A 25,011-nucleotide genomic window follows, 5' to 3' on the forward strand; every position below is an offset into this window, starting at 1 on the left:
AAAAAAATCAAGCGCTTGCACGCTTGATTTTTATAAGTAGTTATTTTTTAATGAATTAATCTTCGCTGCTAACGTTTTTATCAGTGCTTTCTGCACTTACTTCTTCTTCGGTTTTAGCATCAGACTCCTGAGCTTCAGAAGCTTTATCTTCTGCCTCTTTATCCTTACCATTCTTATTATTGGTAAATGCCTCGTAAGAAGTTTGATGCTCAAACGGTCTCTTCCCTATTAGCCTTTCCAAATCAGTCTGGAATATAATTTCCTTCTCTAACAATTCTTTGGCAAGAATTTCAAGCTTGTCTCTTTTATCTCTAAGTAAGTCCAGAGTTCTTTGGTACGCACCTTCAATTAAATTCCTTACTTCAGAATCTATCGTTTCTGCAGTGGTATCGGAATATGGCTTTGTGAAGTTATAATCACTTTGTTTCGAATCATAGAACGATACGTTACCGATCTTATCATTCATACCATATACTGTTACAATGCTATAGGCAAGCTTGGTCACACGTTCTAAATCGCTCAAAGCACCTGTAGAAATTTTTCCAAAAGTTAATTCCTCAGCAGCTCTTCCTCCCAAAGCCATGCACATCTCATCCATAAGCTGCTCTGTCTGATACAAGAACTGCTCTTTAGGCAGATATTGTGCATATCCTAAAGCCGCAACGCCTCTTGGTACAATACTTACTTTTACCAATGGATCAGCGTGCTCCAAGAACCAGCCAGCTACTGCATGGCCGGCCTCATGGTAGGCCACAATTTTCTTCTCTTCAGGAGAAATTATTTTATTTTTCTTTTCAAGACCACCAATTACTCTATCAATGGCATCGTGGAAATCCTGAAGTCCAACAGCCTCTTTATCTCTACGTGCCGCTATTAGTGCTGCTTCGTTACATACGTTTGCTATTTCAGCTCCCGCAAAACCTGGAGTTTGAGCTGCCAATTTCTTAGGATCAACATCTTTGCCCAGCTTCAATGGTTTCAAATGCACTTTAAAAATAGCCTCACGACCAACTATATCTGGTTTATCAATGCTTATTTGTCTGTCAAATCGGCCAGGTCTCATTAAGGCTGAGTCAAGGACGTCAGGTCTGTTCGTTGCAGCCAATATAATTACACCAGAATCCGTTGAGAAACCATCCATCTCAACAAGTAATGAGTTCAGCGTATTTTCACGCTCATCATTAGAACCTGGCATCTGCCCTCTACCTCTTGATCTACCGATAGCATCTATCTCATCGATAAATACAATACAAGGAGCCTTCTCTTTTGCCTGCTTAAACAAGTCTCTTACCCTTGCAGCTCCCACACCCACAAACATCTCGACAAAGTCGGATCCTGAAAGTGTAAAGAATGGAACTCCAGCCTCACCGGCAACTGCTTTTGCCAATAATGTTTTACCTGTTCCAGGAGGGCCTACTAGTAATGCACCCTTAGGTATTTTACCACCCAGTTTAGTGAACTTACTTGGGGTTTTAAGAAAGTCTACAATTTCTTTAACTTCTTCTTTAGCCTCATCAAGACCGGCCACGTTATCGAAAGTGATTTTCACTTTGTTCTCAGCATCGAACAAGGCCGCTTTAGATTTTCCAATATTAAAAATCTGTCCTCCCGGACCACCACCGCCTGTCATTCTTCGCATCAAGAACCAGAATCCTAATAAGATGAATAGTAAAAAGCCCCAGTTCCACATCATGTTAACGAAGTCAGACTTGTCGTCATACTCTACATCTACCTGCTGATCTCTAGGAAGTTTTTTACTTAACTCCTCATAACTATCGAGGAAGCTATCAATAGTTCCTACTTTTAATTTATAGTGAGGGCCATTATTAACGCCAAACGTATTATTCTTCTCTAATTCGGCTTTATATTTTGCATTTTGCAGAGCCTCTGGTTTTAGAGTTACCTCTACATAATTTTGATTTCTTACCAACACCACACGCTCGACATCATTGCTAAGCATCATATTCTCAAATTTGGTCATGGTAATAGGAATCAGGTTACTGGCTCCGTTGAAATACGTTATCCCAAATATTAGCGCTATTAATGCAGCAATTATCCAAACCTGATAGTTTGGTCTTTGTGGTTTAGGTACAAGTTTTTTCTTATCCGGCATTACTTAATTGTTTCTCGTTTGCAACGATTATAAATACTTATTGTTTAGGCTTCTACAGAAATAATTTTGGCATCACCCCATAGATTTTCTAAGGAGTAATATTCTCTTTTTTCTTTTTTGAAGATATGAGCAACTACATCAACGTAATCTAACAGAAGCCATTCTTTATTAGATTTCCCTTCCTGATGCCACGGGTTTTGTTTTAACTCTTTGTGCACCTGCTCATCAACAGAATCAGCGATAGCATCTATTTGAGTATCTGAGTTACCAGAACATATTACAAAATAGTCAGCAACTGCATTTTTTACATTTCTTAGATCAAGAACAACGATGTCAGAAGCTTTCTTCTCCTGCATACCCCTCACCACAACTTCGCTTAACAATTCGGAAGGAGCTAGACCCTTATTTACATCCATTCAGTATCTTTGGTTATACTTATCAAAACTACAAAATTACTTGTATAAAATTCTTGCCAAAACTTTATTTATGGGCAAAAAGGTCATTTACCTGCCAACTTGTCACTCAACTAATGACGTGGCGACCGAACTAATTAAAAGTGGCGCAGCACAAGAAGGCACAATTGTAATTACAGAAAATCAGACAGCGGGTAAAGGTCAAAGAGGAAATACATGGTATTCTGAGCCCAAAAAAAACCTGACTTTCTCTATTATATTGCATCCCAGGTACTTAACGGCTACTGATCAGTTTTATCTGAACATTGTAGCATCATTAGCCATATACGATGTACTAAGTAAATATATAAATCACGTGAAAGTGAAATGGCCTAACGACATTTATGTTAAGTCCAAGAAAATTGCAGGCATCCTCATTCAAAACACCATAAAATCAAACCGTATAGAGGATAGTGTTTTGGGTATTGGATTAAACATCAATCAACAAGAGTTCGAACTAGAATCAGCCACTTCTGTATTCAAAGAAACAGGTATTGAGTTAGACCTTCAGAAGGTTCTTGAGGATTTAATACAAAGTCTGGAAAACAACATTCTAAAGCTTAGAGCCAACAATGTAACTAGTTTAAAAGAACAATATCTAAGTAACCTTTTAGGCTATGAAGAAGAACGGCTTTTTAAGTCAGACTCAGAATTTAGAGGAAGGATCATTGGCATATCAAAAGATGGTAAATTACAGATTGAAACTTTTACAGGATTAAAAGAATTCAACTTTAAAGAAGTGAGCTTTTTATAGGCTAACCTCCGTTCGTGTAATATTTCGTAAGATCATATTTAAATCTATTGAATTTGTATCCCTTTAAGAGCAATTTTATGCTTTTGGATAATCTATAAACTATGAAATACATAATTACTATAGCGCTAGCTTTCACTATGTCATTGGCTACTGGTCAAAAACTTGACATGGAATTCATGAACGACCTAAAACCAAGGAGCATAGGTCCCGCTGGTATGAGTGGTCGAGTTACGGCCATCGATGCCGTTCATTCTAATAAGGACATCATTTACGCAGGAACAGCCTCTGGGGGTTTGTGGAAATCAGTGAATGGGGGTATCAACTGGGACCCTGTATTTGATGACGAAAAAGTTATGAGTATTGGGGCCGTTGCCATTCAGCAGAATAACCCAAATGTTGTTTGGGCAGGAACTGGTGAAGGCAATCCTCGAAATAGCTTAAACGGTGGATTCGGACTATATAAAAGTTTAGATGGTGGAAAAAGTTGGAAGCTGATGGGCTTAGAAAAAACCAGGAATATTTACCGAATCAAAATTGATCCTTTAAATCCAAATACGGTATATGTAGGCGCAATAGGTAGCCCGTGGGGCGAACACCCGGAAAGAGGTGTTTATAAAACCACGGATGGCGGCAAAACCTGGGATAAGATATTATTTGTTGATAATAAAACGGGTTGTGCCGAATTGGTGATGGATCCTACCAACCCCAATAAGCTCATTGCCTCCATGTGGGAGCATAGAAGAAAGCCATGGACTTTCTCATCCGGTGGGCCGGGTTCCGGACTTTACATGACCGTAGATGGTGGTGAGAATTGGAAAAAACTTACAAAAGAAGATGGAATACCTGATGGTGATTTGGGAAGAATAGGTCTAGCCATCTCTCAAAGCAATCCAAACAGATTATATGCATTAATTGAATCAAAGAAAAACGCCCTTTACAGATCTGATGATGGTGGTTACAAGTGGACAATGGTTTCGGACAAGACAAACGAGATTGGCGACAGACCATTTTACTACTCTGAAATATATGTTGACCCTATTAATGAGAATAGACTATATACTGTTTTTACTTATGTGAACGTAAGCGAAGATGGCGGTAAAACATTCACGCAACTAATGGATGCTTACAATACTACTCACGGAGTTCACCCAGACCATCATGCATTTTGGATTCACCCTGAAGACCCGGAGTTTATTATTGAAGGAAACGATGGTGGTCTGAATATTTCCAGAGACAGAGGGAAATCATGGCGATTTGTAGAAAATCTACCTATTGCACAGTTTTATCATATTAATGTGGACAACGACTATCCATACAATGTGTATGGAGGAATGCAAGACAATGGCTCATGGATCGGGCCAGCCTATGTTTGGAAATCTCAGGGAATAAGAAATGCTTATTGGCAAGAGCTTTCATTTGGTGATGGATTTGATGTTATGCCAGATCCGGACGACAACAGATATGGTTACTCTATGTGGCAGGAAGGTTCGCTGCTTAGATATGATCGAGTAACAGGTCATTTTCGTTATATGCAGCCAACACACCCAGACCCAAAGCAAAAGTTAAGGTTTAACTGGAATGCAGCATTAGCACAAGATCCTTTTAATAAATCGACCATTTATTATGGCAGCCAATTTGTACATAAAAGCACTGACAAAGGTGTAACCTGGGAAATCATTTCTCCAGATTTAACTACCAACAACCCTGACAAACAAAAACAATATTTAAGCGGTGGCCTCACAATGGATGCCACTGGTGCGGAGAACAATACAACCATATTGGCTATTTCTCCATCGCCCGTTAAAGAAGGTATCATTTGGGTAGGTACGGATGATGGGTATGTACAAGTAACTCGCGATGGTGGCAAAACGTGGCAAAACGTAACTCAGAATATTCCTGGTATGCCAAAAGAGTCATGGGTAGCGCAAGTGAAACCATCTACATACAATGCAGGTGAAGCTTTTATCGTAGTTAACAATTATAGAAACTTTGATTTCAAGCCATACTTATTTAGAACTACCGACTATGGTGCCACCTGGAAAAGCATGGTCAATGAGTCTGAAGTTTGGAATTACACGCTTTCCTTTATTCAAGATCCTGTAGAACCAAACCTAATGTTCCTAGGGTCTGAAGGTGGCTTATATGTGAGTATTAATGGTGGTGCCAATTGGCAAAAATGGACCAATGATTATCCTAGTGTGCCTACCATGGATTTGGTCATTCATCCAAGAGAACATGATCTTGTTATTGGCACTTATGGTAGAGCAGCTTATGTTTTAGATGATATTAGACCATTAAGAGCTATTGCAAATAAATCAAGTGTTTTAAAGAACACATTGAAAGTGTTTGAAGCACCTACTGCATTTCAATCAATAAGCCAGGAAGCATCTGGTACACGCTTTGTCGCAGACGCCATATTTAACGGTGAGAACCGGAGACAAGCGGCTATGCTTACTTATTTAATCAACAAGCCAGAAAAAGAGAAAAAAGAAACTGAAGAAACATCTAAAAAGAAAAAGGGTAAAACAGAAGAATCAGTTGAGAAAACAGAAAAAGAGGAAGTAAAATACGATTCTGTAAGAATAGATATTTACAATGCCGATAATTCCTTGATCCGAACATTGAAGTTTAGTGCACCAGAGAAAAATGGAATTCATAGAACCTATTGGTATATGAATGAGAAAGGAATTCATTCGCCATCAAGAACGGTTCCTGCTGATAATGCTTCTGAACCAGGTGGTGTGCAGGTTGTACCAGGCACTTATAAAGCAGTTTTTAACTATGGCGATAAAAAGGATTCTACCTATGTAAAAGTAGTATTCGATCCACGAAAAGACGTTGATAATGCTACCCTTCAGGCTTTGCATGATTTCAACAAGAAAATTGAAAGCAACTACAGCATTGTGGCTAAGGCTACTCACCGATTGGCGGAGTCAAAAAGTATTTTGGATGACTACCTTAAAAGAATGAAAGAAAAAGATGAGAAAGGATTTAAAGAACTGATAGACAAAACTAAAGCCGCTAAGGATAGCATCGATCAATTATTTATTCCACTCATTGGTGAGGACAATTCCACCAAACAAGGCATAATAGCAACAGAGTTCCCTACTGTTGATGACCGCTTTCAGAGTGCATATTTCTATTTAGCTACCACTTTACACAAACCGGGAGCAACTGAAGAGCGCTTATTAAATCAGGCTATTGAAATGATGAAACCTGAAATTGAAAAAGTAGATAGCTTTTTCACCACCACCTGGAGTTCTTTAAAAGCGGAATTAGAAAAAGTTGACCTCTCCCCTTTTAAGGAGTACGAGCCCCTAATTAAATAATTGAGAATGAATTACTACGAAGCCCTTGCCAAAAGCAAGGGCTTTTTTGTTACTTTCAACCAATGGACTATCAACGAATACTGGAAGAAATTGCGGACGAAGTAAAACCTCTTCTTAAAAATGGAGTTGTCGCAAATTACATTCCTGAACTGGCCAAAATACAACAAGACAAATTCGGCATGTATTTGCTCACACTTGATCAGGAGCCTTATGCCGTAGGAGATTACGATGAAAAGTTTTCTATTCAAAGTATCTCAAAAGTATTTATGTTGGCCATGGCCGTTGGCAAGTGTAAGGAAAAGGTGTATCGCAGGGTTGATGTAGAACCATCAGGTGATCCGTTTAATTCGTTGGTTCAACTTGAATATGAAGAAGGTATACCAAGAAACCCTTTCATCAACTCAGGTGCGCTGGTAGTGACAGATATGCTCATTTCTAACCTAAGTGATCCACGGGGTGAATTTTTGGAATACGTTAATAAACTCACGGGTCAGGACGATATACGATACAATGAAAAAGTTGCTGCCAGCGAGAAGCTGCTAGGCTTCAAAAATGCTGCTATGGTTAACTTAATGAAATCCTACGGCAATATTCATAATGATATCGAAGAAGTGCTGGATTTGTATTTCGATTTCTGCTCCATTGAAATGACATGCCACGAGCTTGCCAAAGCGTTCAGAGTTTTCGCCAATCACGGAAAGGGTGTTATTGACTCGCACAGATATTTAACCAAAAGCCAGTTTAAAAGAATTGCTGCAATTATGCTTACATGTGGTTTCTATGATGAAGCCGGTGAATTTGCATTTCGTGTAGGTTTGCCAGGAAAAAGTGGTGTAGGTGGGGGAATTGCAGCTATTCTCCCTAACGAATATAGCATTGTTGTTTGGAGCCCCGGATTAAATAGAAAGGGTAATTCACTAGCAGGAATGAAGGCATTGGAGCTATTTACCACAAAAACAACCTCCTCTATCTTTTAATTTTTGGACAAAAAAAGAAGTGCTCCGGTCAAGAGCACTTCCAAGGTCAAAAACTCAAAATAATAGGATAAATATTTTTATCCCAATAACAACACTGCTAATATAACAAAGAATTAGCTAAAATGATTTGAGCATGTAAGCTTTTTATTCAAAAGAGGTTAAAAGACTCACTCCCATTAACTTCCCGTTTTGTTTATAGCTCTCAGCCTTTACCATTCCTACATCCTTAGCTATCCAATCAACTCCATTCATCTCTATGGACATCATCGTTTTAGTAATGATTTTGTAAGAAATTTTATAACACTCAAAAGTACCGGCTGGTGTAGTTATACTTTCAATACCTTGTACTTTTCTGTCTGTAATTTTTGTCTCCATTGTAAAAGGTATCTGTCCAGAAATTGTAATTGAAGCTTCTGGCAATTCATCTCCTACACTCAAACTTTCAGGAATTACCATATTTTCTGTTTCTATCTGCAGATCCATATCCTCAAAAGATTCCATCATTTCCTGAGGAAAAAACCTCGACATATCCATAGAAATAGTTCCATCATCGCAAGTCATTTCAATTTCGTTTTCCAACTCTAGCTTATCTTTCTTATCGTAACTCTTAAAAGCTAAAGTTGCTTCCCAACCGTTTGATGTTTCAGTTAAAGACTTTACCGAATTCACCTGACGTGAGGTGACTTTATCTTTATCGGTATAATTGGTTATTTCCCATGTGGAGCCTTCTTTAAAATTATAGAAGGGATTGCACTGAGAATAAGAAAATTGAAAAAGCAAGCATAGACAAAGTGTAAGTAATGTTCTCATAGTTAATGATTTGGTTGGAGGGAATGTACCAAACCTAAAGCAGAAATAAAAGCGTAATTAAGTGTTCATTATCGAACAATTTAGTACATTACTGAACATCCGTTTAATTATTATCAGTGTTTAAACGCTTTCAGGCTTTTGGCACCATATTTAGTATAGTACTCTGAGCCAAAAAATAACCACGTGGAAAAATCCGGTAAAATATTAATGATCGATGATGATGAAGATGTGCTATTAGCCGCTAAGCTTCTACTTAAAAAACAATCACATCAGGTGATCATCGAAAAAAATCCAAAGAAGATTCCTTTCTTACTAAACAATGATACGTATGATGTGATTTTGTTGGACATGAACTTCAGCAAAGACATTACCAGCGGTAAAGAGGGTTTTTATTGGTTGAATCAAATATTAGAAAAAGATCCATCGGCTGTGGTTATTTTAATTACAGCCTATGGTGATGTTGAAATGGCCGTAAAAGCACTAAAAGAGGGTGCTACTGACTTTGTGCTCAAGCCCTGGCAAAACGAAAAACTTATTGCTACCATTTCTACGGCTATTAAATTGAAGGAATCATACAAAGAGGTAGACAAACTTAAAAAAGCCAAGGAGTTACTGGAGGCTGAAATCAATCAACCATTCAAAAATATTATTGGCAAAAGCCGAGCAATAAGAGAAGTATTCTCATTAATAGATAAAGTAGCCGAAACCGATGCTAATGTATTGATTCTTGGAGAAAATGGTACTGGAAAAGAATTGGTAGCGCGAGCTATTCATCAACGTTCGAAAAGAAAAACCAACCCATTTACAAGTGTGGATATGGGTGCCATTTCTGAATCCTTGTTTGAGAGCGAACTTTTTGGACATAAGAAAGGAGCATTTACTGATGCCAAAGAAGATAAAGTTGGAAAATTTGAGTTAGCTAATGAAGGCACTCTTTTCTTGGATGAAATAGGCAACCTCAATACATCTCTACAATCGAAAATTCTCTCAAGCCTGCAGAATAGAGAAATAACCCCACTTGGAAGTAATGAAAGTAAGGAAATAAACATGAGGCTCGTAAGTGCCACTAATATGGACTTGAATGACATGGTTAGTTCAGGAACATTCAGACAAGATTTACTTTACAGACTCAATACAGTTGAAATAAAAATACCTGCTCTAAGAGATAGACCTGAAGATATTCCACTCCTGGCGAACCATTTTTTAGACAAGTACGCTAAAAAATATAGGAAGAACGTAAATAAAATTTCTAGTGAGGCGCTGGATTACCTTAAACGCTATGACTGGCCTGGAAATATCAGGGAGTTGGAACATGCCATTGAACGAGCCATTATTATGAATGATTCTGAAGTAATAGAAGCCTCCTATTTCTCGTTTCTAAATACTTCAAACTCATCGAATGATGATATTTTATCGGGCGATCTTAACCTGGACATAGTTGAAAAAAATGCCATTAAAAAAGCCATTAGCATTCATTCGGGCAACATATCTAAAGCTGCTGATGAACTTGGTTTAACAAGGGCATCACTCTACAGAAGGCTGGAAAAGCATGGACTTTAGTGATTTAAAAAAGAATGCGTTAATAAGGGTTGGATTACTAACCCTCACTCTTTTTATTTTTTGCTACACACTATTTAACAATGGTTTTATAATCACTCAGGCCATTCTAATTGCACTTGCAGGACTACAGGTGGCTTCAATGATCAAATTTCTTAGCTCTAATAAACAGGAAAATGAAGATGTGCGCATTTTTCTACAATCCTTATCGGAGGATGTGATAAAAAAGAAATATCCGATAAATACGGATAATCCTAATTTAAATGCACTCCATGCAGCTTTAAACAAATTCATTTCCAACAACACTTCCAATAAAAGAGAAAAAGAGGCTGATTTTCAGTATCTGAAAAATATTGTTCAACATATTGGAATAGGAATTATCACTTTCAAAAAAGACGGCACTGTGCAGATATGTAATTCAGCTGCAAAAAAATTATTACGTACAGAAAATCTTAAAAATATTCATGACCTAAAAACCATCGATCCATTATTGGTTGATACTATTATTCGATTAAGAACGGGGGGTCGAGATTTGGTAAAAATTGAATTAAATGGCGAAATATTTCAGTTGGCCATTTATGCCATTGAGCTTACTCTTCGTGGTGAAGTTTATAAACTCATCTCCTTACAAAACATACAAAGTGAGTTAGAAGAAAAGGAGATGGAGGCATGGCAAAATCTTGTGCGGGTGTTAACGCATGAAATAATGAACTCCGTTACTCCTATCAGCTCACTTGCAAATACGGTAGACCAGGAATTGCAAACTCAATTGGCTAACGGCAAGGAGATGAACCAAATGAGTAATGATGAAGTCGAAGACTTACACCTGGCACTTCAGACCATAAAGAAGAGAAGCGAAGGGCTCATAAAGTTTGTTCAGGATTTTAGAAACCTTACTCAAGTGGCCACACCAACCATAAAAGAAATAGCCGTTGCCGAGCTAATAGATGATATACTTTTGCTACTTAAAAAGGAGATTGAAAATAACCAGATTCAAATTCATAAAAATATAGCACCTGATTTAACCATTAAAGCAGACAGGCACATGATTGAGCAAGTGCTTATTAATATTATTAAAAATGCCACACAAGCTTTTGATGAGCAAGCGAACAGGTTAATACAGGTTACCGCTGAGTTAGATGAGAAAAAGAGGCCTGTTATTAGTATTCGTGATAATGGTAATGGAATTGAGGAAGAGGCGCTGCAAAAAATATTTATCCCTTTTTTTACCACGAAGAAAGATGGCTCCGGCATTGGTCTGAGCCTTTCAAGGCAAATAATGAGGAAACATCAGGGTAGTTTAAGTGTTAAATCACAAATAGATGAGGGTACCGAGTTCTTTTTGCGATTTTAATAATTTTCATAGATTTACGGATTGCTTTTTATAGATTCAACCAATGGATATAAATAATACAATCACCAAAATATTAGTCGATAAGTTAGGTATAGCAGAAACGGAGGTAACTCCAGATGCCAACTTCATCAAAGATTTAGGAATAGACTCACTTGACTATGCAGAATTGGTGATGGAGTTTGAGCAGACTTTTAATATCAGGATTCCTGATGAAGATGCCGAGCAACTACAAACTATTAATCAGGCCGTAGCTTATATTGACAAAAAAATGAAGGGCTAAACGTTTAGTGCCAAAGCTTCTTCTGTTTTGGCATAATATTCCGGGCAGCACACCTTAATTTCTGTTCTTAAAGCTGAAATTTTCGTATTGTTTACGTGAAGAATTATTTGGCCTTCTTCACCGCAATTTGGACACTTTAATAGCTCAACGTCTTGTTTTAAAGACTCACAAAGCATGTCCACTACCTGAGCTTCTCTCGGAGTAATGTTTAATTGATCAACACTTAGTGATACTTTCATTTAGTTGGTATAGTTAGAATAGCGTGTGCGTATAAAAACGTTTTGCAGTGCAAAGGTAACCACTATTTTGAAGAAAAAGATTCTGGCGATTCAAAAACGCTGCACAATTTTACACCCTTCTCCATTTCTGCTGAGTTAAACGGACGATGGCTACCTCCAATTTCGTTAACTAGTGTCCAGGAAAATGACTCATTATTCCATTTGACAATGGCTTTTTCAGTACCAAAAAGCAAAATATCGCCTTCGTATACTTCGCTCCCGCTTTTATCATGTAAGCCGGTAAATTGCAGCAACACATGATCTTCTTTGACAAGAACGCCTTTCACACAATCGATCTGGTTTAAGCGCATTAACAGCTTAGTATCTTTATTCCAGGCTTTGAATTTGAATTGCCGTTCCAATATTTCCTCCTTTTTTAGCTAAAACAAGCGACATTTATCATCAAAATACTTAAATATATTTTATTGATCAGCATCGACAACAATTTAAGCTTGTTCTTTCAATAGCACATGTATATTAAAAATTTATCAATCCAAATAATGCTTAAGTCTGTAAGGTGACTTTCCATTTTTAAAATAATTCAGAGATTTATAGAATGGTAAAAGTTTTTGAAGGCAAGGAATTCAATTCTCTTTTGGCGCTACTGACTAATCATGCCAAGGAACTCCATGAGTTAGAAAGGTATAATAACTTAATTAGCATCTTATGGAACAGGTGCCATAATCCTGTAACATTTTATGTTGATGGAGCTGAAACCACACTATTGCCCAACCAGATTACTACTTACACCTATTTACATGTTCTTAAATTTCCCAAAGACACCCCCGAACTCACCTCTTTTAATTTTAATCGGGAGTTTTACTGCATCATAGATCACGATCAGGAAGTTTCATGCAATGGAATTTTATTTTTTGGGAGCTCTAACCAACACATAATCGATTTGGTAGAAGAAGAGATAGAAAAGTTTGAAATGCTCTTCCATGTTTTTGTTGACGAATTTAGTACGCGTGATAATATCCAGGAAGAAATGTTAAGGATGTTATTAAAGCGATTAATCATAAAAGTGACCAGAATAGCTAAAAAGCAGATTATCCAATCTGAAATGGAAGACAGCCAAATAGATTTAATCCGGAAGTTTAATGTACTTGTAGAGCAAAATTATAAACTAAAACACCAGGTATCTGACTATGCAGAACTGCTTTTTAAGTCACCAAAAACATTATCCAACCTATTTTCAAAGTTTAGCAATAGCACTCCGCTGCAGATAATTCAGGAGCGAATTATTTTGGAAGGAAAACGTCTTTTACTCTATACCGATAAAAGTGTAAAGGAAATTGCTTACGAGCTGGGGTTTGAAGATGCCGGTAGTTTTCATAAAGTTTTTAAGCGTTTAATTAAGCAAACACCCCTTGAATTCAAGCAGCAAATGCGTTCTGAAAAAGCCAGTGTACAATAGAAAAATGCACATTGGGAAGTATTGACACTCTATCGGGAAGAGTAGCCTCTCACCTGCCTGTATTGTTGCCGTAAAATTGTATCGTAATCAAAACGAAACATTTTAAAAATTAAACAAAACAGATATGGCAACGCAAATAAATGTTCCAACAAAAAATGAAGTAAGTGCTAACAATCAGGCAATATTTGATCAGCTTGAAAAAGGACTAGGTTTTGTACCTAACCTTTACGCTACGTATGCTCACAACGAGACGGCTTTAGCAGACTACCTTGCACTTCAAAACAGAAAAAGTACATTAACAGCTAAAGAAAGAGAAGTAATCAATTTAGTTGTTTCGCAAGTAAATGAGTGTAACTATTGCTTGGCTGCTCACACTGCATTAGGCAAAATGAACGGTTTTACAGACGACCAAATTTTAGAGATTAGAACTGGTAATGTTTCATTCAATGAGAAATTAAATGCTCTTGCGGCTTTTGTTAAAAATATTACTGAAAACAGAAGCAAACCAAGTTCTGATGCCGTTGATAATTTATTCAACGCTGGCTATACAAAAGCCAACTTGGTGGATATTATCATGGTAATAGGTGATAAAATTATCAGCAACTTTATACATGGTGCTACTCAAATTCCTGTAGACTTCCCAGCTGCACCTGAATTAGAGACTATTAACGCATAATTGAATAAACCCTTAAACTATTATAAAATGGAAAACTTACTAAAATCTATACTTTTTGCAGCAGTGCTAAGCATTAGCTCAATAGCACAAGCTCAAACTCCAGAAAGAGTAAAATTATCTCAAACTGCAGGTGAATTTACTCAAACTGAACTCACTCTTGAGGCAGGAAAACAATATATTTTTGAAGTAACTAACGAGGGTGTGGATCATGAACTAGGATTTGTGATTGCACCCAAAGGAAAAACAGATCAGAAGAATCATATTCCTGAGGCATACTTAAAAAAGACCATCAATGATGGCGAAACGGCTGAATCTAAAACCGTTACGTTGGAAAAAGGCGAGTATGTTTATTTCTGTCCGCTGAACCCTACACCGCAATATTCCATAATGGTTAAATAAATAGGTTGAATATTTTCAAATAATAAACCCTCTTTTAAAGAGGGTTTATTGTTTTTAGGCAGCGAACAATTTATATATTAGTACGTTAGTTTTGGTAATTCAACTCCACTCTTATGTCAAATAAACTTTGGTCCAAATTAAAAGCATTAGCTGCCCTTGTAACCGTTTTTCTATTGGTGTTTGCCACTAATAGAATGGATAAAAATCATTTTAAAATGATTCAAAAGTCATTCTCATCTGTCTATGAAGACCGCCTGGTAGCTAAAGATCACATCTTTAAAATATCGAGACTTTTAGATATTAAAAAGAACGATTTGATTACCGGAGAAATCACAAAGATTGATTTTAACATTAATGATTCGATCAATGTGGTAGTTGACAAATACGCCAATACCAGACTTACTGCAAAAGAGGAAAAGTCGATGAATGTGCTGAAGAAAAAACTGAGCAAACTTTATGAAATAGAAAAAAGTGGAGATAGTTCAGAGCGAGCAGTTCAAATTGTGGAGGTATTAGGTGAACTCGATAAACTTGCAGAAATACAAATGTTGGAAGCAAAAAGGGAGTTGGATAAATCTAACAGGCTTGTTGAGAGCAGCAACCTTATTTCAACCCTGGAAATTGGAACCCTCATTTTAATTGGGATTATTATTCAAATGCTCATCTTTTTTAAGCCTATAAAATAAAAAACCCTCCACTGTTGGAGGGTCTGATGTTCAATTATACATCTAGATAATACCAATCGAATCTACTATACTCGTAAACTCCAATTGTACCATTATCATTAAAATCCCAATTATCGAAGACATAATCAGCTAATTCATATTCGCTAATGTAATTGTCTTCATCAACATCTACGTCAGTAAAATAATCAAGATCATAGAGTACATCATGATACTCTTCATAAGTAATTCTACCATCATTATTCACATCAACAAAATTGACTTCTGCTGTGGTAATGTAATCTTCATAGAAATAGTTATAACCTATAAGCCATTCCTCATCCGATAACATTTGATCACCATCAGTATCGAGACCTGCATATGAAGATTTAAAGAAATCTTCTTCTAAAATCCCTTCTGTTTCCGATGGATCCCACATTTTGAAATAATTGTCTACGAACTTCTGAGTGAATTCAAATCGTTCAATCAATCCATCATCATCCGTATCCCAATCATCAAATGTCATGTCTTGAGCAAATAATTGACTGGTTGCTAATAATGTAGCTATTAAAAAAGTTAATTTTTTCATGATCTTATTTAGTTTGATTAAAGTTACCCTTATAAGTGCGAAGACTATTCCATCATCCAATAGCACCGAAAATGGCCTTAAATTCGGTTTAATTGTTGATATCGTGCAACGTGTGGTGTGTAATTAATTCTACAGAAATGTAGTGTTAGTGGCGAATTACTTGCCTATATCAAACAGAAACTTTTCCAGATCAGTACCTTTCAAGTCCTCTGGTTCATCAATATCATTCAACTCAACTAATACTGATGAAGAGAGATTTGCCTGGTTTATCAGGGCCATTGTTTCATTATATACCTCGGAATGACTCCAGGAGTCGAGATCGAAAATCGAATAAACAGGTTTAGATAAGCCAACAAGGTAATAACCACCATCTTTGGCCGGACCAATAACTACATCATGATCATCAAGTTCATTAAAGGCAGTTTGAATAATATTCGATGTCAGATCATATATATCTGTTCCTACAAGGACAACTTTGGTAGCGCCTTCCTCAAAAGAGTCTTTCATGGCCTGAGCCATCCTTACACCCAAATTTTCACCTTTTTGCCTCTTCTTCTTGTAAGTGATATTATCCCAGGAATCTTCCCTGTCAACAAATGATGAGTAATATACGATCTTGGTTACATTAACATCGGCTGTAACCTCTTGTGTTCGATGGATTAGGTTGTAGTAAACCGCTAATGCCACATCATCACCAAGTTTATTCCCAAGCCGTGTTTTAGTCTTTCCTAATTCAGGGTTTTTAGCAAAAATAATGAGGTGATCAGTCATAAACCTTCACTCCTTTGTTTAGGTATTTAGACCAATTTTTATTGTAAGTATGTACACTATCAGTAGGTTGTTGATTCTCATTAATAACAACATGATCAGTATTTTTCCAATCAAATATGCCACCGTATAAGTTGAGTACATTGTTGTAGCCCATTTCTTGAAGTTTCTCCCCTATCTTTTCGCTTCTATACCCAACAGAGCAATAGACAACAATTTGTTCATCTTTGTCTATTCCCTGAACCATTTGAGGTTCAAAATCATCATAGTCGATAAACTTTGCTGAAGCTATTTTACTTACTTTATACTCCTCTGTTGATCGTGTATCCAATAAAATCAGATTAGGATTCTTTTGTAGTAAAGTATCCAACTCGCTACTGGTTATCTGTGGCACTGTATTATTTAAAAGTGATTTTACTTTTTTATCAAAATCTTGTTGAGCAAACATATCATTACAAGCTACGATCGTAAACACTAATAAAATCCATCTAAACATTTTTTGCCAACCAAGGTGTTCTATTCTTAGATACTTCATAAAGTTCATCAATTAGGATAGTAACTATAACTACATATTCTAGTATCACTATCAACATATTTTCCTGAAAGCCTGTTTCAGTATATCCAATATAAGTGAAAAAGATTAGCAAAGACCACACTATTGTAAACCTGAATTTTGTGAATATCGATACCATTAAAATGGTTGTTACATACCAGGGGTGAACTGTTGTTGAAAGGAGTAGGTATACGGTTAATGCCAGCATCATCAACTCAAAAATATTGGCATTCTTTCGGTAAAATAGACTTATACCCATAATACTGAGGAATGAAGCCAAGGCCAGAAACTTACCTGCCGTGCCTATGATATTATATCCTTTAAACCAATACCCGATTTCTCTGATGATATAATAGATGCTTGCATTAAATTCAAATTTCTGAAAATACAACCCCAGGCTTTCACCCATTCCATGAACAAAGTCAGACTGAAATAATGGAATGAAAAATAATAACGAGAAGACTAGAATTGCCGCGTACCACCTTATTAAAGGTGCTAGTTTTAACCTTCTTAAAAATAACGGTAGAAATATTACTGGTATTAGCTTGCTAGCAATACTGGCAGCCATGTAAAAGCCTGATTTTACTATAGCATATTGGTGCATCAAGTACACTGACAACAACAAAAAGAAAATCATAAATGCTTCAAAATGAACATTACCGGTGAGTTCTAAAATCACCAAAGGATTAAGTGCATACATCAGAATATTTCTTTTCTGAAGTTTATAGCGTTCGAGCAATTTTAAGCCGATAATGATTGAACCTACCTCAGCAAGAAAAATGAGTGACTTGATGATTATATTACTTATGTAAATGGAATCGGTAGCTAACGTTGATACCCAGTAAATGAATTGAGCAAAAGGTGGATAAATGGTAAAGTATTCCGGTGAGTTCAATTTTGTATAAAGCGATTGATCCAATCCAGCCATCTCATTTCCAGAGATCATGTAAAAGGAAGGAACCTCAGAAAAAGGGTGAATGCCTGCATTTAGTAATCTTCCATCCCATATAAACCGATAAATGTCGTCAGACAAAGATGGGAAGGCGAAGACAAGTAAAAATCGTACTAAGAAGGCCAAACCTAAAAGATAGTTGATCTGAACATCGCTCTTTGAATAGTTTTTAACAAGAACGATATAACAAATGAAGACCAAAGTATAAGCCGGAATTAGAATTCCACTTTCGAACCTTTGGATAAAAAATGCTATTTGAACATATAATATGATGCTCAAGGCCATTAATAACCAAAAGAACCACTTCCTATTTAGCAGACGCAGCACCCGGTAAACTCTTTATTGAGTGATAAAATACCATCGCAAAACCTATGGCTAACATGAGGTGAAAAATTACAAGGCCCCAGTCCTTTAAAAATATACCACTGCTTACACCAAAGAAAAAATAGAAACTCAAAAATGCCTCTGACAATATGAGAAGGTTGAGCTTTGGCTTGATGTACGTGTTGTTTACCCAAGAATCTGTCTTGCTTTTAATGTTGAACTTGGGTGTTCTAATAAACTCACTTTTAAACCCAAACAAACCCTCTAAAACAGCTAGCCCATTATGAAGCGAAAGCCCCATTGAAACCGTTAAAAACATAGGATATATTTTAAAAAAGTACTTTGACGAATAGTTGGTGAGGGTATTTTTGGTTGCAACCCAATAAAAGAAAGTAATTGAGAAAAAACCGAGCAGAAAAACGCTGCCTATGTCAAACAGCAATTCTAACCTTGGATTCGCATCTTTAATAAAGAGCATGGGTATGCTCAATAATGAAGCAATTAGAAGACATACAAACACCGAACTATTAAACAAATGAAAAACGGCATGTATTTTACTCCCAAAACCTAAATCAGATTTTAGCACTTTACCTAAATTCTTCTTGGCCGTTTCTGCTGCACCTTTATTCCATCTGTATTGTTGAGATTTAACTGCTGACATGATAACCGGCAACTCAGCGGGAGCTACACAGTCTTCTAAGTACTTAAACTTCCAGCCCTTTAGTTGCGCCCGATAGCTTAAATCTAAATCTTCAGTTAATGTATCAGCAGACCAACCGCCAGCATCATTAATACATTCTTTCCTCCACACTCCTCCAGTACCATTAAAATTAATAAAACTGTTGGCGTGATTTCTACCAGTTTGTTCCACAGAAAAGTGTGCATCTAGTCCAAACGCCTGAAGCTCTGTGAGCAGTGAATAATCTCTATTTAAGTGGCCCCATCTGGTTTGTACTACACCTATATTAGCCTCGAATTGCGGTAAGGTCTTAAGTAAAAAATCTGGCTCAGGTAGAAAATCTGAATCAAAAATAGCAATGAATTCACCTTTACACATTTGCATTCCATATTGTAAAGCTCCTGCTTTAAACCCTTCCCGGGTTGGCCTTCTGATGTGTTGAATGTCCAGGCCCGTATTCTGTAATTTTTCAACTAATGCTGCAGTGAGTTCCACTGTCTCATCGGTGGAATCATCCAATACCTGAATCTCTAATTTATCCTTTGGGTAAACGAATTGAGCCACTTTTATCAGTAAGCGCTCTACAACATATTTTTCGTTATAAATAGGAAGTTGAACAGTTACATAAGGGTAGTCTTTCAACGTTGATGGAGCCTGAGTTTGATTTTTCTTAGACTTCAGGTAGTGCCACGTTAAGTTCAATTGGCTTAGGCTGAAGACAAAAATAAACAGTAATGCAAGGCTATATGGTACAATAACTAACCACTCCATATTACAAGTACTTAAAAATGGTCCAAATTATTTTATATCCTGCCATGACAGTTCCCTTAACCGTTCCGGAAACTTTCGAAAAGCCTATTCTTTTTCTATAATTCACTGGCACTTCTGTACATTTCATTTTCATTTTAGCTGCCTTCAGTTGCATCTCCACAGTCCAGCCATATGTTTTGTCTTTCATATTCAATGCTATTAAACTTTCATATTTAATAGCCCTGAATGGACCTAAATCAGTGAAATTTACATTATAAAACAACTTTAATAAACCTGTAGCCAACCAATTACCAAAAACTTGCTGCGGTGTCATTGCTCCTTTCTCCTTGTTGCCCAACGCTCTCGACCCAATCACCAAATCCATGTCCTGTTCAATGATAGGCTTTATTAAATCCTTCATTTCCTCAGGATAGTCAGAGTAATCTGCATCTAAAAATACAACAATATGAGGTTTGTTTTCTTGTTGTTTGATATACTCAATACCCTTCAGACAAGCCCTGCCATATCCTTTAACTTCTTCCCTCAGAACAGTTGCCCCAGCCTTAGCTGCTGCCTTTTCAGTATCATCAGTAGAAGCATTATTGACTACAATTACTTCACTCACAATGTCATTAGGTATTTCTGCAATAACAGAGCCTACTCCATTTTCTTCATTAAAGGCGGGTATAATTACTTTAACTATCTGCTTCATTCAGGGTTGCAAAGTAAACCAATCCTTGGTTTGCGCAAAGTCATATTAATGACAGATGGTCATCTGGGTAAATTAATTTGGAAAGTAACACCATTGTCGGCACTGAGCAGGGTTATTTTACCATGAAGTTTTTCTAAAGCAAGTTTTACAGCATAGAGTCCAAGGCCTGAGCCTTGAGATTTTTCGTTCCCTCGTTTAAACATATCAAATATGGAATCTCGTTGGTCTGCATCTATTCCTACTCCATTGTCTTTGTAAGTAATTCGAATGTGTTTTTGTCCTACAAGTTCGGTTGATAAATCAATCTTTACTATATCGCTATTGCGATACATAATCGAATTTTTTACCAACTCAGAAAAAAGCACACTCAGAACTGTTTTGTCACTTTTAACAATAGCATTGCCTCCAAATTTTAGATCGACTCTGTGAAAACCTAGCTCATTACACTGGTCAGTTACGGCATCTTCGAAAACTTCACGAATACTGAGCTGTGCCAAATCCAATTCCTGTTTCTTAATTTCAAAAACAGAGTTAATACCGCGTATTCTTGTTTCAAGTTGATTAACACTTGTAGTTATAAAATCATAATATTCTTTCCCATTATTAGTATCTGCTTGCGCTAAATTTACTACGCCCTTCAATGAAGCAATTGGCCCCTGAATGTCGTGTGACGATCTATATAGAAATGTTTCTAAATCCTGATTGGCCTCCAGTAGCTCTTTAGTGCGTTTTTTCACTTGTTTATCCAACGTGTCATTTCGAGCTTGTATAATCAAATTAGCCTTTTCAAGTTTTAAGTTCGCCTCTTTAATCATTTCATTTTGGATTTCAATTTCTTCATTACGCTCTTCTAAAAGTTGCTGGTTCTGTTCCTCTTTGGTTAAAACGTTCCTCATGTAAGTGAAGAGGAAAATCATAAATGGCACGAACAGTACGGATGTAAAAAGAATGTTTTTTATTAAATCTTCCCGAGCTTCTTGAAGAAACGAGTCAAATTCCTGATCAACTTGTAGTATAGCTACCACCTCACCTTTCGAATTTTTTATTGGAGCAAAAGCACTCAACCAGGTTCCATTTTCTGTTTGGTATTCATCTATTACTCCTCCAACACTATAATTCATTCTTAGTTGCGAAGGGTAATTAACAAACATATGTCTGTAGTAAGGCTGTTCCGATGAGGTAATTATAAATTCGTACTCATTATGACCCTGATTGAAAACCATCGTATAAATGGGGCTTTCTAGCGCATTGAGTTGCTTTACCTTATTAAGTTGCCTGTGTAATCTCAGGTAAATTGAGTCTTCTTCCGATGAAATAATATCATTCTTTTTGTGATAGGTATTTACAATGTATTCATGTGCATCACCATCAATGAATTGACTTGCTGTTAATGAAATTGCTCTAAGCTTTTGAAGAACCAGTGCTTTAGATTTCTCCTTGTGAAGAAAGTGCGATGAGATTATGAAATAGATAAGCAATATTCCGATGGCAGATAATATTACCGCCATGAATCTGTTTTTTCTCTTGAGTCTGCTGATCAACTTAGACATGAGCCTTTTTAACGTCAATCAAATAGTCTGGTTGAATGAATAAGGTCTTACAACCGACAGAACATAAAAAAAGCAACCCGATATGTCAGGTTGCTTTCATTTGTTGGTATCAATTTAATTAGTAAGCTCTGGCAAACATTACTTTACCTTTCGATGGGTTGCCACTATAGATACATTTGCCTTCTTCTTCTTTGAAATCAAGAGGTATACATCTGATGGTAGCCTTTGTTTCTTCTTTTATTTTTTCTTCCGTTTCAGGAGTGCCATCCCAGTGAGCCATAACAAACCCTGCTTTCTCATCAAGTACTTTCTTAAACTCAGCGTAAGAATCCACTTCAGTGGTATTATCAGTTCTAAAATCCAGCGCTCGTTTGTAAATATTCTCCTGAATTTCTGTCATTAAATTTTTGATATGCTGAGCCGCTTCGCTTAACGGAATGACTTTTTTCTCTTTAGTATCTCTTCTGGCTATTTCTACCGTACCATTTTCCAAATCTCTTGGTCCTATGGCCACTCTTACCGGTACTCCTTTAAGTTCATACTCTGCAAACTTCCAACCGGGAGAACTCGTATCTCTATCGTCAAACTTCACTGAAATATCATCAGCTTGTAATTCCGTTTTGAGCTTTTGAGCTACTTCAGATATTTGATTTAATTGTTCTTCTCCTTTAAAAATAGGAACAATAACCGTTTGAATGGGTGCCAACTTTGGAGGTATTACGAGGCCTTCATCATCTGAATGCGCCATAATCAATGCCCCCATTAATCGTGTACTCACACCCCACGATGTGCCCCAAACATATTCTTCCTTACCATCCTTCCCAGCAAATTTCACATCAAATGCCTTGGCAAAATTCTGACCTAAAAAGTGAGAAGTACCGGCCTGTAATGCCTTTCCATCTTGCATTAGCGCTTCAATACAGTAGGTATCCTCTGCACCAGCAAATCGCTCAGATTCTGATTTAACACCCTTAACCACTGGTAGAGCCATGAATCTTTCGGCAAAATCTGCATATACTTCTAGCATTTGCTTGGTTTCCGCCACTGCTTCAGCTTTCGAACTATGTGCAGTATGCCCTTCTTGCCATAAAAATTCAGCTGTTCTAAGGAACAATCTCGTTCTCATTTCCCACCTAACCACGTTGGCCCACTGGTTAATGAGCAATGGCAGGTCTCTATACGACTGAATCCAGTTTTTATATGTGCTCCAAATGACCGCCTCACTTGTTGGTCTCACTACCAATTCTTCTTCCAACTTAGCTTCTGGGTCTACTATTAATTTTCCCTTGTTATCAGGGTCATTTTTTAATCTATAATGAGTAACAACCGCACATTCTTTGGCAAAACCCTCGGCATTCTTCTCTTCGGCTTCAAATAAATTCTTAGGTACGAATAATGGGAAATACGCATTGGAATGACCTGTATCTTTAAACATTTTATCCAGTGCAGCCTGCATTTTCTCCCATATACTAAAGCCATAGGGCTTTATAACCATACATCCTCTAACAGATGAATGCTCTGCTAAATCAGCTTTTTTAACCAATTCGTTATACCATTGAGAATAATCTTCACTTCTTTTTGGTAATCCTTTCGCCATAATTAAGGTTTGGTATGTTTTTTGTTTATTTTGAAGTAATTAATTTGTTGCCGGCAAATATAAGGATATAAAAAGCCTTATTTTGGAATTACTGAGCAATAAATTACGTTTAGAACCAAAAGGAAAGTGCCATGAAAACGACAATTAAATTTACTTCAATTCTTTTACTAGTTGGAATGATCATTTCCAGTGCAAGTATTGCTCAGGAAAACGATGATCTTTATTACACACCCAAAGATCGGGAAGCTAAAAAGAAGGCACGTCAAGAAAAATATAATCAACCTCAAGTTGAAGATGTTAAAACCAATTTTGATGATGTATCTCCTGAATCCAGCTATTCACAAAAAAATGTAAACCCAGAGTATGTAGCTAAATATTCGGCTGATTCTTATCAAGAAGATAATGGTAATTATCAGGACGACTATTATGTTGATGATTATGAAAATAATGGTCAAAATCCTCCCGTTGTGAATAACTATTATTATTCAAATCCAGGTTTTAACAATGGCTTTTATGGCAACAATTGGGGTGGTTTCTACGATCCATGGTATGGTCCAGGAATTATTGGTCGTCCGGGTTGGTCTGTTTCAGTAGGTTTCGGCACTGGCTGGGGCTGGGGTTGGAATGATTGGAGATGGAGAAATCGTTGGGGCTGGAGATCCGGCTGGAATGTAGGCATAGGCTATGGCTGGGGCGGTGGCTGGTATGACCCTTGGTGCTATGGCGGTGGCTGGGGTTGGAACGACCCATTCTTTTATCCTTACAGAAATAATGTTGTTGTAATTAATAACGTTGAAACCCGAAGTAATAGAACTTTTAGAAGAGGTGTAGGCTCTTCCAGAAGTACTGGAACAGTAAACTCCGGTAGATCAACCAGATCAAGAGTAGCATCCAATGATGGTGTTTCTAATGGAAGAACTACAGGTAGAGTTGACAATTCAAATAGCAGGGTCGATAATAGGTACACGAGGAATGCTGCGAGTAGATCATCTTACTACAGAAGGTCTCAACCATCTTCTGACGTAAATTCTGAGGCTACTAATTCAAGATCTTCTTATAGTAGGTCTTCTTATGACAGATCAAATTCATCTGGTTCAAGATCGAATTCGACTTATAGTCGACCTTCGAACAGTTCAAGAAGTGGCAGCTATGGTTCTTATCCTAATTCCAGAACAAGATCATCAGGTAGTTATGGAAACTCACCTCAGAGAAGATCTTCAGGTTGGAGTACGCCAAGTTCTGGTAGTAGATCTGGAAGCTATTCTAGACCTAGCTCTGGAAGCAGATCAGGTAGCTATTCAAGGCCAAGTTCTGGAAGCAGATCCGGAAGTTATTCTAGACCGAGTTCAGGCTCTAGATCTTCAGGTGGTAGTAGAATGTCATCAGGTTCTTCTGGAAGCAGAAGTAGCGGTGGATCCAGATCATCTGGCGGCTCGCGTTCATCGGGAGGATCTAGAAGAGGTAACTAATCTGAATTTT

24 protein-coding genes are annotated in these 25,011 nt (G+C 37.1%); 11 read left to right on the top strand and 13 right to left on the bottom strand.

The window, feature by feature from the left end; all coding sequences use genetic code 11:
* Nucleotides 1-55 precede the first annotated feature (55 nt).
* Together ftsH and rsfS are read right to left on the bottom strand one after the other, a co-directional pair.
* Nucleotides 56-2,113, bottom strand: coding sequence for an ATP-dependent zinc metalloprotease FtsH (gene ftsH / locus JR347_RS18035; RefSeq protein ID WP_205721966.1), 2,058 nt, complete (start codon nucleotides 2,111-2,113; stop codon nucleotides 56-58).
* A gap of 44 nt (nucleotides 2,114-2,157) precedes the next feature.
* Complete coding sequence (gene rsfS / locus JR347_RS18040) at nucleotides 2,158-2,529, bottom strand: ribosome silencing factor (protein WP_205721967.1); 372 nt, start codon at nucleotides 2,527-2,529, stop codon at nucleotides 2,158-2,160.
* 70 nt (nucleotides 2,530-2,599) lie between these two features.
* On the opposite strand from rsfS, the gene JR347_RS18045 reads away from it, so the two are divergent.
* The 3 genes from JR347_RS18045 to JR347_RS18055 all read left to right on the top strand — a co-directional run bounded on the left by JR347_RS18045 (nucleotide 2,600) and on the right by JR347_RS18055 (nucleotide 7,625).
* Complete coding sequence (locus JR347_RS18045) at nucleotides 2,600-3,319, top strand: biotin--[acetyl-CoA-carboxylase] ligase (protein WP_235689714.1); 720 nt, start codon at nucleotides 2,600-2,602, stop codon at nucleotides 3,317-3,319.
* A 101-nt stretch (nucleotides 3,320-3,420) separates the two neighbouring features.
* Nucleotides 3,421-6,648 carry a WD40/YVTN/BNR-like repeat-containing protein gene (locus tag JR347_RS18050; RefSeq protein WP_235689715.1) on the top strand — a complete coding sequence of 1,076 codons (3,228 nt, stop codon included), beginning with the start codon at nucleotides 3,421-3,423 and terminating at the stop codon, nucleotides 6,646-6,648.
* A gap of 62 nt (nucleotides 6,649-6,710) precedes the next feature.
* Nucleotides 6,711-7,625 carry a glutaminase gene (locus JR347_RS18055; protein WP_205721969.1) on the top strand — a complete coding sequence of 305 codons (915 nt, stop codon included), beginning with the start codon at nucleotides 6,711-6,713 and terminating at the stop codon, nucleotides 7,623-7,625.
* Between the two features lie 144 nt (nucleotides 7,626-7,769).
* Here JR347_RS18055 and JR347_RS18060 read toward each other — a convergent pair whose 3' ends face one another.
* Nucleotides 7,770-8,435, bottom strand: a complete 666-nt coding sequence (locus tag JR347_RS18060; protein WP_205721970.1) for a TapB family protein — start codon at nucleotides 8,433-8,435, stop codon at nucleotides 7,770-7,772.
* A gap of 207 nt (nucleotides 8,436-8,642) precedes the next feature.
* On the opposite strand from JR347_RS18060, the gene JR347_RS18065 reads away from it, so the two are divergent.
* Genes JR347_RS18065 through JR347_RS18075 form a run of 3 tightly spaced genes read left to right on the top strand, consistent with a single transcriptional unit; the run spans nucleotide 8,643 to nucleotide 11,626 of the window.
* A complete protein-coding gene (locus tag JR347_RS18065) occupies nucleotides 8,643-9,995 on the top strand; it encodes a sigma-54-dependent transcriptional regulator (RefSeq protein ID WP_205723958.1) in 1,353 nt (450 codons plus the stop codon).
* On the top strand, nucleotides 9,985-11,346 hold the full coding sequence (locus JR347_RS18070) for a sensor histidine kinase (protein ID WP_205721971.1): 1,362 nt from the start codon (nucleotides 9,985-9,987) through the stop codon (nucleotides 11,344-11,346). Before JR347_RS18065 ends, JR347_RS18070 begins: the two co-directional genes overlap by 11 nt.
* A gap of 43 nt (nucleotides 11,347-11,389) precedes the next feature.
* Complete coding sequence (locus tag JR347_RS18075; RefSeq protein WP_205721972.1) at nucleotides 11,390-11,626, top strand: acyl carrier protein; 237 nt, start codon at nucleotides 11,390-11,392, stop codon at nucleotides 11,624-11,626.
* Here JR347_RS18075 and JR347_RS18080 read toward each other — a convergent pair.
* Both JR347_RS18080 and JR347_RS18085 read right to left on the bottom strand, forming a co-directional pair.
* Entirely contained in the window at nucleotides 11,623-11,865 is a 243-nt protein-coding gene (locus JR347_RS18080) for a hypothetical protein (protein ID WP_205721973.1), read from the bottom strand. The two genes, JR347_RS18075 and JR347_RS18080, sit on opposite strands and share 4 nt — an antisense overlap.
* A 62-nt stretch (nucleotides 11,866-11,927) precedes the next feature.
* Nucleotides 11,928-12,266 carry a YopX family protein gene (locus JR347_RS18085; RefSeq protein WP_205721974.1) on the bottom strand — a complete coding sequence of 113 codons (339 nt, stop codon included), beginning with the start codon at nucleotides 12,264-12,266 and terminating at the stop codon, nucleotides 11,928-11,930.
* A gap of 194 nt (nucleotides 12,267-12,460) precedes the next feature.
* Between JR347_RS18085 and JR347_RS18090 the strand changes: the two genes are divergently transcribed.
* The 4 genes from JR347_RS18090 to JR347_RS18105 all read left to right on the top strand — a co-directional run bounded on the left by JR347_RS18090 (nucleotide 12,461) and on the right by JR347_RS18105 (nucleotide 15,082).
* Entirely contained in the window at nucleotides 12,461-13,321 is an 861-nt protein-coding gene (locus JR347_RS18090) for a helix-turn-helix domain-containing protein (RefSeq protein ID WP_205721975.1), read from the top strand.
* 124 nt (nucleotides 13,322-13,445) lie between these two features.
* Nucleotides 13,446-13,997 (top strand): carboxymuconolactone decarboxylase family protein, encoded by a 552-nt coding sequence (locus JR347_RS18095; RefSeq protein ID WP_205721976.1) that lies wholly within the window; start codon nucleotides 13,446-13,448, stop codon nucleotides 13,995-13,997.
* Nucleotides 13,998-14,024: 27 nt separating this feature from the next.
* Nucleotides 14,025-14,396, top strand: a complete 372-nt coding sequence (locus tag JR347_RS18100; protein WP_205721977.1) for a cupredoxin domain-containing protein — start codon at nucleotides 14,025-14,027, stop codon at nucleotides 14,394-14,396.
* A 113-nt stretch (nucleotides 14,397-14,509) separates the two neighbouring features.
* Complete coding sequence (locus JR347_RS18105) at nucleotides 14,510-15,082, top strand: hypothetical protein (protein WP_205721978.1); 573 nt, start codon at nucleotides 14,510-14,512, stop codon at nucleotides 15,080-15,082.
* Nucleotides 15,083-15,116: 34 nt separating this feature from the next.
* On the opposite strand, the gene JR347_RS18110 is transcribed toward JR347_RS18105, so the two are convergent.
* The 8 genes from JR347_RS18110 to proS form a co-directional block, all read right to left on the bottom strand.
* A complete protein-coding gene (locus tag JR347_RS18110) occupies nucleotides 15,117-15,647 on the bottom strand; it encodes an EF-hand domain-containing protein (RefSeq protein ID WP_205721979.1) in 531 nt (176 codons plus the stop codon).
* Between the two features lie 156 nt (nucleotides 15,648-15,803).
* Nucleotides 15,804-16,418 carry a TIGR04282 family arsenosugar biosynthesis glycosyltransferase gene (locus JR347_RS18115; protein ID WP_205721980.1) on the bottom strand — a complete coding sequence of 205 codons (615 nt, stop codon included), beginning with the start codon at nucleotides 16,416-16,418 and terminating at the stop codon, nucleotides 15,804-15,806.
* Entirely contained in the window at nucleotides 16,411-16,911 is a 501-nt protein-coding gene (locus tag JR347_RS18120; protein WP_205721981.1) for a rhodanese-like domain-containing protein, read from the bottom strand. Before JR347_RS18120 ends, JR347_RS18115 begins: the two co-directional genes overlap by 8 nt.
* Nucleotides 16,904-18,199: a hypothetical protein gene (locus tag JR347_RS18125; RefSeq protein WP_205721982.1), complete on the bottom strand. Its 1,296-nt coding sequence runs from the start codon at nucleotides 18,197-18,199 to the stop codon at nucleotides 16,904-16,906. The genes JR347_RS18120 and JR347_RS18125 overlap by 8 nt, the downstream gene beginning before the upstream one ends.
* Nucleotides 18,200-18,227: 28 nt before the next feature.
* Nucleotides 18,228-19,694, bottom strand: a complete 1,467-nt coding sequence (locus JR347_RS18130) for a cellulose synthase family protein (RefSeq protein WP_205721983.1) — start codon at nucleotides 19,692-19,694, stop codon at nucleotides 18,228-18,230.
* A 1-nt stretch (nucleotide 19,695) separates the two neighbouring features.
* Nucleotides 19,696-20,385 carry a glycosyltransferase family 2 protein gene (locus JR347_RS18135; RefSeq protein WP_205721984.1) on the bottom strand — a complete coding sequence of 230 codons (690 nt, stop codon included), beginning with the start codon at nucleotides 20,383-20,385 and terminating at the stop codon, nucleotides 19,696-19,698.
* A 59-nt stretch (nucleotides 20,386-20,444) separates the two neighbouring features.
* Entirely contained in the window at nucleotides 20,445-21,893 is a 1,449-nt protein-coding gene (locus JR347_RS18140; protein ID WP_205721985.1) for a sensor histidine kinase, read from the bottom strand.
* Nucleotides 21,894-22,053: 160 nt separating this feature from the next.
* Nucleotides 22,054-23,532: a proline--tRNA ligase gene (gene proS / locus JR347_RS18145; RefSeq protein WP_205721986.1), complete on the bottom strand. Its 1,479-nt coding sequence runs from the start codon at nucleotides 23,530-23,532 to the stop codon at nucleotides 22,054-22,056.
* A gap of 131 nt (nucleotides 23,533-23,663) precedes the next feature.
* Here proS and JR347_RS18150 point away from each other — a divergent pair, with 131 nt between their 5' ends.
* The gene (locus tag JR347_RS18150; RefSeq protein WP_205721987.1) at nucleotides 23,664-25,001 is read left to right on the top strand and encodes a hypothetical protein; all 1,338 of its coding nucleotides are present in this window, start codon (nucleotides 23,664-23,666) and stop codon (nucleotides 24,999-25,001) included.
* Nucleotides 25,002-25,011: the final 10 nt, after the last annotated feature.

It is taken from the genome of Fulvivirga lutea, assembly GCF_017068455.1.
GTDB lineage: Bacteria > Bacteroidota > Bacteroidia > Cytophagales > Cyclobacteriaceae > Fulvivirga > Fulvivirga lutea.

Bases quoted from the DNA above. Each gene is read 5' to 3' on its own strand.
- JR347_RS18090 (WP_205721975.1), top strand. From the start codon at position 12,461: ATGGTAAAAGTTTTTGAAGGCAAGGAATTCAATTCTCTTTTGGCGCTA.
- JR347_RS18105 (WP_205721978.1), top strand. From the start codon at position 14,510: ATGTCAAATAAACTTTGGTCCAAATTAAAAGCATTAGCTGCCCTTGTA.
- JR347_RS18130 (WP_205721983.1), bottom strand. From the start codon at position 19,694: ATGGAGTGGTTAGTTATTGTACCATATAGCCTTGCATTACTGTTTATT.
- JR347_RS18070 (WP_205721971.1), top strand. From the start codon at position 9,985: ATGGACTTTAGTGATTTAAAAAAGAATGCGTTAATAAGGGTTGGATTA.
- JR347_RS18140 (WP_205721985.1), bottom strand. From the start codon at position 21,893: ATGGCGGTAATATTATCTGCCATCGGAATATTGCTTATCTATTTCATA.
- JR347_RS18060 (WP_205721970.1), bottom strand. From the start codon at position 8,435: ATGAGAACATTACTTACACTTTGTCTATGCTTGCTTTTTCAATTTTCT.
- JR347_RS18120 (WP_205721981.1), bottom strand. From the start codon at position 16,911: ATGTTTAGATGGATTTTATTAGTGTTTACGATCGTAGCTTGTAATGAT.
- JR347_RS18055 (WP_205721969.1), top strand. From the start codon at position 6,711: ATGGACTATCAACGAATACTGGAAGAAATTGCGGACGAAGTAAAACCT.
- ftsH (WP_205721966.1), bottom strand. From the start codon at position 2,113: ATGCCGGATAAGAAAAAACTTGTACCTAAACCACAAAGACCAAACTAT.
- JR347_RS18045 (WP_235689714.1), top strand. From the start codon at position 2,600: ATGGGCAAAAAGGTCATTTACCTGCCAACTTGTCACTCAACTAATGAC.
- JR347_RS18075 (WP_205721972.1), top strand. From the start codon at position 11,390: ATGGATATAAATAATACAATCACCAAAATATTAGTCGATAAGTTAGGT.
- JR347_RS18110 (WP_205721979.1), bottom strand. From the start codon at position 15,647: ATGAAAAAATTAACTTTTTTAATAGCTACATTATTAGCAACCAGTCAA.
- JR347_RS18115 (WP_205721980.1), bottom strand. From the start codon at position 16,418: ATGACTGATCACCTCATTATTTTTGCTAAAAACCCTGAATTAGGAAAG.
- JR347_RS18050 (WP_235689715.1), top strand. From the start codon at position 3,421: ATGAAATACATAATTACTATAGCGCTAGCTTTCACTATGTCATTGGCT.
- JR347_RS18080 (WP_205721973.1), bottom strand. From the start codon at position 11,865: ATGAAAGTATCACTAAGTGTTGATCAATTAAACATTACTCCGAGAGAA.
- JR347_RS18150 (WP_205721987.1), top strand. From the start codon at position 23,664: ATGAAAACGACAATTAAATTTACTTCAATTCTTTTACTAGTTGGAATG.
- JR347_RS18065 (WP_205723958.1), top strand. From the start codon at position 8,643: ATGATCGATGATGATGAAGATGTGCTATTAGCCGCTAAGCTTCTACTT.
- JR347_RS18135 (WP_205721984.1), bottom strand. From the start codon at position 20,385: ATGAAGCAGATAGTTAAAGTAATTATACCCGCCTTTAATGAAGAAAAT.
- rsfS (WP_205721967.1), bottom strand. From the start codon at position 2,529: ATGGATGTAAATAAGGGTCTAGCTCCTTCCGAATTGTTAAGCGAAGTT.
- JR347_RS18095 (WP_205721976.1), top strand. From the start codon at position 13,446: ATGGCAACGCAAATAAATGTTCCAACAAAAAATGAAGTAAGTGCTAAC.
- proS (WP_205721986.1), bottom strand. From the start codon at position 23,532: ATGGCGAAAGGATTACCAAAAAGAAGTGAAGATTATTCTCAATGGTAT.
- JR347_RS18100 (WP_205721977.1), top strand. From the start codon at position 14,025: ATGGAAAACTTACTAAAATCTATACTTTTTGCAGCAGTGCTAAGCATT.